The sequence below is a fragment of the Arthrobacter sp. zg-Y1171 genome (genome assembly GCF_025244845.1).
Classification (GTDB): Bacteria; Actinomycetota; Actinomycetes; order Actinomycetales; family Micrococcaceae; genus Arthrobacter_B.
Genome location: NZ_CP104264.1, coordinates 2,587,824 through 2,599,228 on the forward strand (window position 1 = coordinate 2,587,824; position 11,405 = coordinate 2,599,228).

General features: G+C 66.3%; 13 protein-coding genes. 6 read left to right on the forward strand and 7 right to left on the reverse strand.

Annotated features, from left to right (window positions below; all coding sequences use genetic code 11):
* Positions 1-48: 48 nt before the first annotated feature.
* From N2L00_RS12095 to N2L00_RS12105, 3 genes are read left to right on the forward strand one after another with little or no spacing between them, the layout of a single operon-like run.
* Positions 49-1,089, forward strand: a complete 1,041-nt coding sequence (locus N2L00_RS12095; protein WP_255764843.1) for an ABC transporter permease — start codon at positions 49-51, stop codon at positions 1,087-1,089.
* Complete coding sequence (locus N2L00_RS12100; protein WP_255862655.1) at positions 1,082-2,098, forward strand: iron chelate uptake ABC transporter family permease subunit; 1,017 nt, start codon at positions 1,082-1,084, stop codon at positions 2,096-2,098. Before N2L00_RS12095 ends, N2L00_RS12100 begins: the two co-directional genes overlap by 8 nt.
* A gap of 37 nt (positions 2,099-2,135) precedes the next feature.
* Positions 2,136-2,894 (forward strand): ABC transporter ATP-binding protein, encoded by a 759-nt coding sequence (locus tag N2L00_RS12105; RefSeq protein ID WP_255862654.1) that lies wholly within the window; start codon positions 2,136-2,138, stop codon positions 2,892-2,894.
* A 189-nt stretch (positions 2,895-3,083) separates the two neighbouring features.
* Here the strand turns inward: N2L00_RS12105 and N2L00_RS12110 are convergent, their stop codons facing one another.
* A complete protein-coding gene (locus N2L00_RS12110; RefSeq protein ID WP_255862653.1) occupies positions 3,084-3,449 on the reverse strand; it encodes a DUF3482 domain-containing protein in 366 nt (121 codons plus the stop codon).
* A gap of 232 nt (positions 3,450-3,681) precedes the next feature.
* Between N2L00_RS12110 and N2L00_RS12115 the strand changes: the two genes are divergently transcribed.
* Complete coding sequence (locus N2L00_RS12115) at positions 3,682-3,984, forward strand: hypothetical protein (RefSeq protein WP_255862652.1); 303 nt, start codon at positions 3,682-3,684, stop codon at positions 3,982-3,984.
* 9 nt (positions 3,985-3,993) lie between these two features.
* Here the strand turns inward: N2L00_RS12115 and N2L00_RS12120 are convergent, their stop codons facing one another.
* Positions 3,994-4,398: a hypothetical protein gene (locus N2L00_RS12120; RefSeq protein WP_255862651.1), complete on the reverse strand. Its 405-nt coding sequence runs from the start codon at positions 4,396-4,398 to the stop codon at positions 3,994-3,996.
* 43 nt (positions 4,399-4,441) lie between these two features.
* Entirely contained in the window at positions 4,442-5,617 is a 1,176-nt protein-coding gene (locus tag N2L00_RS12125; RefSeq protein WP_255862650.1) for a MalY/PatB family protein, read from the reverse strand.
* Between the two features lie 54 nt (positions 5,618-5,671).
* Here N2L00_RS12125 and N2L00_RS12130 point away from each other — a divergent pair, with 54 nt between their 5' ends.
* Positions 5,672-6,889, forward strand: coding sequence for a THUMP-like domain-containing protein (locus N2L00_RS12130; protein WP_255764851.1), 1,218 nt, complete (start codon positions 5,672-5,674; stop codon positions 6,887-6,889).
* A 29-nt stretch (positions 6,890-6,918) separates the two neighbouring features.
* On the opposite strand, the gene N2L00_RS12135 is transcribed toward N2L00_RS12130, so the two are convergent.
* Complete coding sequence (locus tag N2L00_RS12135; RefSeq protein WP_255862649.1) at positions 6,919-7,731, reverse strand: shikimate 5-dehydrogenase; 813 nt, start codon at positions 7,729-7,731, stop codon at positions 6,919-6,921.
* Between the two features lie 158 nt (positions 7,732-7,889).
* On the opposite strand from N2L00_RS12135, the gene N2L00_RS12140 reads away from it, so the two are divergent.
* Entirely contained in the window at positions 7,890-9,035 is a 1,146-nt protein-coding gene (locus N2L00_RS12140) for a glutamate--cysteine ligase (RefSeq protein WP_255764854.1), read from the forward strand.
* Between the two features lie 79 nt (positions 9,036-9,114).
* Here N2L00_RS12140 and tsaD read toward each other — a convergent pair whose 3' ends face one another.
* The 3 genes from tsaD to tsaB are packed head-to-tail and all read right to left on the reverse strand — an operon-like array spanning position 9,115 to position 11,377.
* On the reverse strand, positions 9,115-10,197 hold the full coding sequence (gene tsaD, locus N2L00_RS12145; protein WP_255862648.1) for a tRNA (adenosine(37)-N6)-threonylcarbamoyltransferase complex transferase subunit TsaD: 1,083 nt from the start codon (positions 10,195-10,197) through the stop codon (positions 9,115-9,117).
* A complete protein-coding gene (gene rimI / locus N2L00_RS12150; protein ID WP_255862818.1) occupies positions 10,194-10,679 on the reverse strand; it encodes a ribosomal protein S18-alanine N-acetyltransferase in 486 nt (161 codons plus the stop codon). Before rimI ends, tsaD begins: the two co-directional genes overlap by 4 nt.
* Positions 10,680-10,708: 29 nt before the next feature.
* Entirely contained in the window at positions 10,709-11,377 is a 669-nt protein-coding gene (gene tsaB / locus N2L00_RS12155; protein ID WP_255764859.1) for a tRNA (adenosine(37)-N6)-threonylcarbamoyltransferase complex dimerization subunit type 1 TsaB, read from the reverse strand.
* Positions 11,378-11,405: the final 28 nt, after the last annotated feature.

An 11,405-nucleotide genomic window follows, 5' to 3' on the forward strand; every position in this document is an offset into this window, starting at 1 on the left:
GGCCCGGCACCGGCCGTGCCGGGCCACGGAGGAACTGGATACCGATATATGACTGCCCCCGCCGTGCCGGCGAATAAACCGGCCCCCGCGTCCGCCGCCGCTCCCCCGGAACGGCGGCGCTTCGTGCGTTCAACCGCCGCACTGGTCCTGGGGGTCTGCGTTGTGGTTCTGCTGGCGGCCGTAAGCCTTTTCGTCGGCGTCGGTGACCTTTCGCTCGCCTCGCTGCTGTCCGGGGATCCCACCACGCACATGCTGTTCTGGGTCAGCCAGCTCCCCCGCACGCTGAGTATTGTCCTGGCGGGCATGGCCCTGAGCGTGGCCGGACTGATCATGCAGCTGATGGCCCGGAACAAGTTCGTGGAACCCTCCACCGTCGGCACCGTGGAGTCGGCCCAACTGGGGATCCTGGCGGTGACCGTGCTGCTGCCGGGCGCCTCCATGTTCCTGAAGATGTCCACGGCTTCGGTCTTCGCCGCTGCAGGAACCGCACTCTTCCTGCTCATCCTGCGCCGGATCCCGCTGCGCAACACACTGATCGTGCCCCTGGTGGGCATCATGCTCGGCGGCGTGATTTCCGCCGTCACCACTTTCTTCGCCTACCGCACCGACCTCCTCCAGACGCTGAACAGCTGGATGATCGGCGACTTCTCCGGCGTCCTGCGCGGCCGCTACGAACTGCTCTGGATTGTCGGCGCCCTGACCCTGATCGGCTACCTGGCCGCGGACCGTTTCACCGTTGCAGGCATGGGGCAGGACTTCACCACCAACCTCGGCCTGAACTACAACCGGGTCATGGCGCTCGGACTGGTGATCGTCTCGCTCATCAGCGCCGTGGTGGTGGTCAGCGTCGGCTCCATTCCGTTCCTGGGCCTGATCGTGCCCAACCTGGTGTCCCTGCTGATCGGTGACAACGTCCGCCGCGCGGTGCCCTGGGTCGCCGTCTTCGGAGCGGGCTTCGTCCTGCTCTGCGACATCATCGGACGCACCATCCGCTACCCGTATGAAATCCCGGTGGGCGTAGTGGTTTCCGCCGTAGGCAGCGTCATCTTCCTGTACCTCCTCCTACGCAAGCGCGGTTCCCATGCCTGATCCATCCACCAGCGCACTGCCCGCAGCGCTTACCGAGCACCGCCGGCGTCCCGTCCGGACCGTTCCCGCCCGCTTCTGGATCATCGCCCTGGGCCTGGTCGCGGCGGCACTGGTTGCGGTGTTCATGACCATTGAGCTGCGCGGAAACCTGGGCTACGCCCTGCCGCGCCGCGCGATCAAGGTGGGCTCCATGATCCTGGTGGCCTACGCCGTCGGGATTTCCACCGTCCTGTTCCAGACCGTCACCGCCAACCGGATCCTCACCCCTTCGATCATGGGCTTCGATGCCCTCTATGTGCTGATCCAGACGGTCCTGGTGTTTGCCTTGGGCGGCGGTGCCCTGCTGTCCCTGGGCGCGCCGATCCGCTTCTGCCTCGAAGTGCTGCTGATGGTCGGGTTCTCGTTCCTGCTGTACCGGTGGCTTTTCACCGGCGGCGGGAAATCCCTGCACTTGATGCTGCTGGTCGGAATTGTCTTCGGCACCATGTTCCGCGGCTTCTCCTCGCTGCTGCAGCGGCTGATCGACCCGAGCGAATTCATCATCCTGCAGGACCTGTTCTTTGCCAGTTTCAACAATGTCGACGCCGCCCTGCTGGGCTACTCCGCCGCCGCCGTCGCGCTTGTCAGTGCCGTCGCCTGGCGGATGCGCCACTCCTTCGATGTCCTGGCCCTGGGCCGCGAGACCGCGGTGAACCTGGGGGTGGACCATAAGCGGGCGGTCACCGCCACGCTGATCATCTGCTCGGTGCTCGTCGCGGTGTCCACGGCCCTGGTCGGGCCGGTGACCTTCTTCGGGCTCCTCATTGCGTCCCTGGCCTACCAGCTCTGCGCGAAGTTCCGGCATGCCTCGGTGCTGCCGATTGCCGTTCTGCTGGGAATCATCGCCCTGGTGGGCGGCCAGCTGGTGCTGGAGCGGATCTTCGCCTTCGACACTGCGCTGAGTATCGTCATCGAGTTCGTGGGCGGCATCGTGTTCCTCATCCTGCTCCTGAGGGGAAACGTGAAATGACCTTCCTCCCCCTGCACCGCCCGAAAGGCCCCTGTTCATGATCTCCGTCAACGGCGTCACCAAGCGCTACTCCTCCACCGTCGTCGTGGACGGGGTGAGCTGCGAGATCAAGGAAGGCGGCATCACCTCGATCATCGGGCCCAACGGTGCGGGCAAATCCACGCTGCTCTCCATGATCAGCCGGCTGCTGCCCATGGATTCCGGCACGGTTGCCGTGGACGGGCTCGACGTCGTTTCCACCCCCGGCCGGGACCTCGCCCGGAAAATGGCGATCCTGCGCCAGGACAACCAGCTCACCGTCCGCCTGACCGTTCGGGACCTGGTGGGCTTCGGCCGCTACCCCCACAACGGCGGCCGGCCGGGACCCGAAGACAAGGTCCACATCGAGCAGGCAATGGCGTACCTGGACCTGACGGCGCTGGCGGACCGGTTTGTGGACGAGCTCTCCGGCGGGCAGCGGCAGCGGGCGTTCATTGCCATGGTGCTGGCGCAGGACACGGACTACCTGCTCCTGGATGAGCCGCTGAACAACCTGGACATGAAACACTCCGTGGAAATGATGCGGCTGCTGCGCCGGCTCACGGACGACTTCGGGAAGACCGTGGTACTGGTCATCCACGACATCAACTTTGCCTCCTGCTACTCGGACGACATCATTGCCATGTGCGACGGCCGGCTGATCCACCAGGGACCGCCGTCGGCCATCATGCAGCCGGACGTGTTGAGGGATATCTATGAAATCGATATCCGGATCGAGGAGATCGACGGAAACCGGATCGGCGTCTATTTCGCCTAGCCGTTGAAGCCGGGAACTTCCGGCAGCAGCGCGATGAAAAGGAGAAGACCCCATGGGAAAACGATGGCAAAAAGCGCCCAGTAATTCGTTTCTGTTTCCATTGCTTCCCCCTGACTCGCGGCGCGGCAACCTGCCACGTGGATCTGGTCGCACGGATTTGCCGGAGTGGCGCCGATCACAAACTACCGGTTATTTGCCGAAAAGCTTATTCCAACAATCCCCTGCAGCTTCCGCGACACTATCCGCTGCCTTGCGTGCAGCCTTGCCTGCGTCTGATTTCATGAGGTCCGACTCCATGAAATCATCCACCCCGGTCATGGCTAGGTCTGCCAGAGCATCCTTAACTGATTTGCCGCCCAGGAAATCGAATTCGACCGAGGTGACAACCGAGATGCCGATGCCGATAGCGGCGCCTGCTACGGTCCCCACCGGTCCGCCTATTGCTGTCCCGATCATTGCGCCGGTCCCTGCCGCGGCCAGGTCGATTCCCACCTTGGTGCCGCCTTTTACGGCACCCATCGCGTCCGCGCGTTTGTCCAGTTCATCAGGGTCCATGCCGGGATTCCGTTATCCCGTAATGCCTAAGACTGCTGCACCCTAAGGTACAAGAAATGGAACATTGCGCCCATGGGGAGAACTACCCATGGACGGCGGGGGCCGGCGGAAAACAAAGCGGGTCCGAAGTGCGTTGCGGACGCAGTCAATATGGTTCGGCCCCGTTGCGCCCTGCCGGAGGGTTCTCCTACGTTGAGAGACCCACATACCGGTCTCTAGGGAAGGACTTGCCATGGAGCCCAAACTGCGCGTAGCTGTCCGGCTTGATCTGGACGCGCGTCAGGCGTGCCTTGAGGTGCATGGGCGGGTCACCGAGCAGAACTGCAGGGTCCTGTACGTGCTGGCCAGACGTGCCAACGCTGCCCTTCCCGGCCTGTTCGTGGTTTTGGACCTTCAGAAAGCGACCGCAACGGATGGAGCGCTGGCGGCACTGTCGCACAGCTCGGAGACGGGTGCGCTGCCGCTGCTGACCGGCGGGCCGGTGCAGGAAACGTTTGCTCCGCGCCAGTTAAGCATTCTCACCCCCGCTGCCTAGCCCCGCCGGTTACCGACCGCCTCCACTGCCACGCAGGGCAGCTTCTTCCCTGCGCCGACGCCGTGCGGCCCTCTTTTCCTCTCGGATCCACTGCGGCTGCAGGAAGGGCGGCATCCAGAAGCTGCCCAGGAGCCCCAAAAAACCAGCGATGAACATCAGAAGGATCAAGAACATGGTCACCAGCGCGTTGAGGCCGCCGTCCATGGCGAACTGCGTCAGCGGCATCAGGATAAAAGCCGCACCAAGGTAGGTCGTGGCAAGCGCCGGTTCCCCGGACATCACAATGTTGAGACCGGTCCGGTAGTGGCGGAACCTGCCGTTGTAAACGAGCAGACCGCAAACCATAAGAATGATGCCCATTGGAATCAGGATCAATGCCACGAGAGTATTGGCGCTCATATATTCGGCACCCACTCGATGTGTTTTAACGGCAGTGAGGCACAAGTACGCACGCGAGTCAGCCTAAGGTATTCCGCTGTCCTGCCTGACCAGCCGCTTCCGCGAGCCGCCCTACGGCCTCGGTCAGCACCTCCGGGGAGCAGGCGAAGTTCAACCGGACAAATCCGGCGCCCTGCTGGCCGAACCGCGGCCCCGGTTCCAGCGCCACCCGCGCCCGTTGCAGGGCCACCGCCGCGGGATCGTCGCCCCAGCCAAGGGCCCGGAAATCCAGCCAGGCGAGGTAGCCGGCCGAGGGTGGACGGTACCCCGCGCCCGGCAGATGCTCCGCCAGGAGCTCAGCCAGCAGGCGCCGGTTGGCAGCCAAAGACTCCATCACCCCGGCGAGCCAGGGACCGCCGTCGTTATAGGCCGCCGCCGTGGCATGCAGGCCGAGGATGCTGGTGCGCGCGGAGACTTCCTCGGGCATGGACGCCAGCATCAGCCGGGTCCGGTCGCTTTGGCCGATCATCACCGCGCACTTGGTACCGGCGATATTCCACGCCTTGCTGGCGGCGGTCACGCAGAGGCCGTATTCCCGCGCGTTCTCCGAGACGGTGAGGTAGGGAGTGAAGTCCCCCGGTTCGTACGTCAGCGGTGCGTGGATCTCGTCGCTGATCACGGCCACGCCGTATTTCACGGACAGGTCCGCGAGCGCCCGCAGGGTGCCGGCAGAGTGGACCAGGCCCAGCGGATTATGCGGGTTGCACAGCAGCAAGGCGTCAGCACCGCGGGCAAAGGCCCGCTCAATGCCGGCCAGGTCCAATTCCCAGCCCTCACCGTCGAACAGGAGCGGTACCTCCACCACCGTGGAGTCCGCTTCCAGCGGCAGCTCGTAGAAGGGCGGATAGACCGGCGGTGTTATGACCACGCTCCCATCCACGGGTACTGCCTGCCGCAGGCATTCCACAATGGCCACGCTCACGTCCGTGGTGCATCGCACGTCATCCGGGTCCACTGCCCAGGCCCAGGTCCGCGCGGCAAACCCCGTGAAGGCCTGCGCCACCGGCTGAGGCCCGGCGATATACCCGGTGTCCGAGGCCAGCACCCGGTCGATGATGGCCTGCTGCACCGGTTCCGCCAGCGGATAGTCCATTTCCGCCACGAACAGCGGCAGCACGTCCGCCGGATAGGTCTGCCATTTGTAGCTGGTGCGGGCCCGCAGGGCGGCCAGCGGCTCGGCGGCGATCTTCGTCATGCCGCCCAACCTACAGCTAACGTGCCCGCCGGCAGAACAACTAGGCTGGAGGGCATGCCCGATACTTCCCTTGCCCATGTTCTGACCCCCGAGGGATGGCAGCTGCTGAACTCGCTTCCCCCCTATCTCGAATCCGAGTCCCTGAAGCTGAACACGGACCTGCGCAAGGCCGGGCATTCCCCCGAGCTGGTGGCCGCTGTGCTGACGCAGGCAAAACTGCGGATGAAGGCCCGCGGTAAGTTCGGCCCGTTCGCCGAGCACATGGTCTTCACCGCCCCCGGCCTGGAGCAGGCCACCCGGCTGAACGTGGCCGCCCTGCATGCCCGCCGCTACCAGGAGGCGGGGTTGGAGAAGGTGGCGGACCTCGGCTGCGGAATCGGCGCCGATTCCCTCGCCCTGGCCACCCTGGACCGGCAGGTGACCGCCGTCGAACTGGATGAGATCACCGCTGCGGCAGCCACCATCAACCTCATGCCCTGGCCGGAAGCAACGGTGGTCCAGGGCCGTGCCGAGGACTTCGACCTGACCGGGTTCGACGGCGTGTGGCTGGATCCGGCACGCCGGACCACGTCGACGTCGGGCACCACCCGCATCTTCGACCCGGAGGCCTTCTCCCCTCCCCTGTCCTTCGTGGAGTCCCTGGCGGATGCCGGCCTGCCCGTCGGCGTGAAGATGGGCCCGGGCATCCCGCACGAGGCCCTGCCGGCCAACTGCGAGGCACAGTGGGTGTCCGTGGACGGAGATGTCACCGAGGCCACCCTGTGGTTCAACGCGCTGCGCCGCGAGGGAGTCCGGCGTGCCGCCCTGGTGATCGGTTCCGGCGGCGCTGCGGAGCTGACCTCCCCGGTGGACTACGACGCCGGTGCCCAGGACGTGGCCATGGGGCCTGCCGAGGGCTACCTGTATGAACCCGACGGCGCCGTAATCCGTGCCGGGCTGGTGGCCGACGTCGCTGCCACCCTGGACGGACATCTCCTGGATCCGCACATTGCCTACATCTGCGCGCCGGAACTGCGCGATACTCCCTTCGCCCGCGCCTACCGGATCCAAGACGTCCGCCCGTACAACATCAGGGCGCTGAAGGCCTGGGTCCGGGAAAACCGCATCGGTGTCCTGGACATCAAGAAGCGCGGCATGTCCGTGACGCCGGAAGAGGTCCGCAAGGCCCTGCTCACGGGCTCCGGCAAAGGTCCGAACAAAGCCACGCTGGTCCTCACCCGGATCGGCGAGGACCGCGTGGCCCTGGTGGTGGAACCGGTTCCGGCTGCCTAGGCGTGCGGGCGGCCGCACCGGAAAGCGCGTCAGGAACGGGAGAACTCGCTGGCTTCACGGACCTGCTCCGGTGTCGGCCGGACGCCGGTGTACAGCACGAACTGCTCCTCCGCCTGGATGGCAATGACCTCCGCCCCGGTGATCACCGGTTTCCCGGCCGCTCGGGCGGCAGCGATCAGCGGGGTTTCCGCGGGCAGCGCCACGACGTCGAACACCACCCGGGCGGCAGCCACGGCGTCATCGTCGAAGGACTGAACGTCCTCGTCCTGCCCGGACATGCCCAGCGGGGTGACGTTGATGAGCAGGTCCGCCGTGGACGTGCCGGGCTCCGACCGCCAGGCGAAGTCGTAAAGATCGGCCAGCGCACGGCCGGCGGCTTCGTTGCGGGCAACCACTGTGACGTCGGAGAACCCCGCGTCCCGCAGCGCTGCGGCCACTGCCTTGGCCATGCCGCCGGATCCGCGCAGCAGCACCGAGTGCGTGGCCGGAACGCGGTGGTCCCGCAGCAGCCTGGCGATGGCCAGGTAGTCGGTGTTGTAGGCGGTGAGCACGCCGTCGTCGTTGACTATCGTGTTCACGGAATCGATGGCCTTCGCGGAGGGGTCCATCCGGTCCACGAGCGCAATCACGTCCTCCTTGTACGGCATGGACACGGCGCAGCCGCGGATGGGCAGCCCGCGCACCCCGGCAATGGCCTGTGCCAGGTCAGCGGGGGCGAACGCCTTGTACACGTAGTTCAGGCCCAGCTGGTCATAAAGGTAGTTGTGGAACCGCGTACCGATGTTGCTGGGACGTGCGGCCAGGGAAATGCACAGGGTCATGTCTTTGTTCAGGATCGGCATCCCCCCATTATGTCCGCGCCGGCCGCTGGCTTCGATTTCCCGGCGTGTTCGGGCCCTGGGCCCGAAGCAGGCGCCTGCGGCTATAGGATTGGTACGGTTCTCAACGCAATGATGCGGGTCCGGGTACTTCAGTGGTAACGCATAAAGCAGGAGACAGTTTGGAAATCGAGTTCGCCAAGTCGGCCCAGTCAACATTGGGAGTCGAGTGGGAACTGGCCCTTGTGGACGGCACCACCGGAGATCTGGTCTCCGTGGCGGATGAGGTGCTGCGCGGCGTGAACGTCAACGACCCCGCACTGCATGTTGATGACGAGCACCCGCACATCAAGCAGGAACTGCTGGAAAACACCGTTGAACTGGTGACCGGAATCTGCAGCACCGTCGCCGAGGCCAAGGCCGATCTTGCCCGTTCCCTCGCAGCGGTCCGGCAGGTAACCGATCCCATGGGCGTTGAACTGTTCTGCGCAGGGTCCCACCCGTTCAGCACACCGCGTTCACAGCCGGTCACGGACAAGGAACGCTACGCCAAACTCATTGACCGGACCCAGTGGTGGGGCCAGCAGATGCTCATTTACGGGGTCCACGTCCATGTGGGACTGGACAGCCGGGACAAGGTGCTGCCCGTCCTGGACGGACTGGTGAACTACTTCCCGCATTTCCAGGCCCTGTCCGCGTCCTCCCCGTTCTGGTCCGGGGACGATACCGGCTACGCCTCCCAGCGCGCCCTGATGTTCCAGCAGCTGCCCACCGCCGGCCTGCCGTTCCAGTTCGGTTCCTGGACCGAGTATGAATCCTATGTACAGGACATGTTCACCACCGGCGTCATCGATTCGATCAGTGAAATCCGGTGGGACATCCGGCCCGTTCCGGGTCTGGGCACCATTGAAATGCGGGTCTGCGACGGCTTGGCGGATATCCAGGACGTGGGTGCCATCGCCGCACTCACCCAGTGCCTGGTGCACGAGTTCTCCTCGATCATCGACGCCGGCGGCACCATCCCCACCATGCCGCCCTGGCACGTCCAGGAAAACAAGTGGCGTGCGGCCCGCTACGGCCTGGAAGCCATCGTGATCCTCGATGCCGAGGGCAACGAAAAGCTGGTCACCGACCACCTGCTCGAGGATGTCCTGCCCCGGCTGGCACCGATCGCTGCCGAACTGGGCTGCAGCGCCGAGCTGGCCGACGTCCGGACCATCATTGAGCGCGGCGCCGGGTACCAGCAGCAGCGCCGGGTGGCGGAGGAGAACGACGGCGACCTGCGCGCCGTCGTCTTCGACGGAATCCGCCGGCTGCGCGGAGCCTAAGCCGCACGCACGAGAAGGGCCCCGGCGGTATTCCGCCGGGGCCCTTCTGCGTTGTGCCGGAGCCAGCAGCCGTGCGGTCCTAGGCCCGGGCCGCTGCCACGTGGACGCTGGTGACCGGCAGTGACGGGTCCGTGCCGAAGCCGATCCCCGAGGGTTCGCCGCCTGCCATAACCACCTGCGCGCCCAGCGCGGCCACCATGGCGCCGTTGTCGGTGCACAGGGAGATCGGCGGGACCCGCAGTTTGATGCCCGCCGCGGCGCAGCGCTCCTCGGTCAAGGCGCGCAGCCGCGAGTTGGCTGCCACTCCCCCGCCCAGGAGCAGGTTGGTAATACCGTGCTCCGTGCAGGCCAGCACCGCCTTGGCCGTAATCACGTCCACCACGGCTTCCTGGAAGGACGCAGCGATGTCCGCCACCGGAAGGTCCTGGCCGGCTGCCTCATACTGCTCCACGCAGCGGGCCACGGCCGTCTTGAGTCCGGAGAAGGACCAGTCGTAGCGGTGCGGTCCCGGCACTTCGGCGGTGCCCATGTACTTGGGCTGGGTCAGGCCGCGCGGGAAGCGGATGGCTTTCGGGTTGCCTTCCCTCGCCAGCCGGTCGATGGCCGGTCCGCCGGGGTAGCCCAGCCCGAGGATGCGTGCCACCTTGTCGTAGGCCTCACCCGCGGCGTCGTCGATGGTGGAGCCGAGCAGCTCCACGTCGCTCGTGAGGTCGGCTACGCGCAGGATCTCGGTATGCCCGCCGGAGACCAGCAGCGCCCCGAGGTTTTCCGGCAGGGCGCCGCCGTCGAGCACGCCCACGCCCACGTGCGCCACCAGGTGGTTGATGGCGTAGAGCGGCTTGCCCGTGGCCAGGGCCAGTGCCTTCGCGGCGCTGACCCCCACCATCAATGCCCCCGAGAGGCCCGGGCCGGAGGTGACGGCAATGGCGTCGAGGTCGGCGAGCGTCACGCCCGCTTCGGCCAGGGCCGCCTGCAGCGCCGGGACCATTGCGTCCAGGTGCGCCCGGGAGGCGATCTCGGGAATGACGCCGCCGAACCGCACGTGTTCCTCCATCGAGGAGGAAACCGTGTTGGTCAGCAGGTCGGTCCCCCGAACGATTCCGATTCCGGTTTCGTCGCAGGAGGATTCGATGCCAAGCACCAAAGGGTCGGTGCGGTTCATTTACTGTCCTTCGTTTCTGTTGCAGTCCCGGCCGGCGCCGGGGCGCCGGACCAGCCGGCCAGGGGCAGGCGCATGATCAGCGCGGAGGCGCCGTCGCGGTAATAGCGCGGCCGGACGTGGATCTGTTCGAAGCCGAACCAGCGGTACAGGCGCTGTGCACGCGGGTTGTCGTCGCGCACTTCCAGGAGCACGTCCTCGGCGCCGCGCTCCTTCGCTTCGTCCACCAGGGTGGTGAGCAGCCGGGAGCCGATGCCGGCTCCTTCGCTTTCGGGTACGACGGCGATGGTCTGGACGTCCGCGATCGGCAGTACGCACATCAGGCCGGCATAACCGAGGACGGTTCCGGCCCGGTCCACCGCCACGTAGTAGGACCGTGTGGACGTCTGGGCGAGTTCGTCGTGGAACATCTGCAGCGGCCACGCGTCAACGGGAAACAGCCGGCGTTCCAGCGCATCGACGGCGGGTATGTCGTCGGCGTCCATGCGTCGGATCCGCACGGTTTCCGCGGCGGTCACAGGGCGCGCTTCCGCGGGCCGGGGACCTTGGCGTCGGATTCGCGCAGGTACAGCGGGGTGCTGGGCAGCAGCGGCAGTCCGCGGACCAGGCGGACGACGGCGGTGCGTCCCAGGGCCGCGGCGGTGGGCTGCGCGTCGGCGAAACCCTCCACGGCGTGCAGGGTGTCCGGGTACAGGCCGGCTCCTGCCCCGTACACGGGCAGCGCGGGAACCCCGCCGGGGTCCGAGACGTGCGGGCCGTCCAACAGTTCCGGTGTGCCGCCTGTACTGCGGTAGGCCGCCCAGTAGACCTCTTTGCGCCGGGCGTCGGTGGCCACGGCGAATTCGTCAATGCCCAGGCGCCAGGCGTCCAGGGCGGCGTCCACCGCAATGGCGTCGAGGCTCATGACCCCGTGCAGCGGCTTGTCCCAGGCGAAGGCGAGGGTCCGGGCCGTGGCGATTCCGGCACGCAGGCCCGTGAAGGGGCCTGGGCCCACCCCTACGACCACTGCATCCAGGTCCTGCCCGGTTATCCCTGCGTCGGCCAGCAGGCCGGCGATTCCGGGGGCAAGGACTTCGGCGTGGGAGCGGGTGTCTTCGGTGGCGAAGGACGCCAGGATCTCTCCCTCCCCGTTGAGCAGTGCCGCACTGGCGATGGCGGAGGTATCAATGGAGAGAATCAGCACGGTTCCTATTCTACGGCGCGGCACGTAT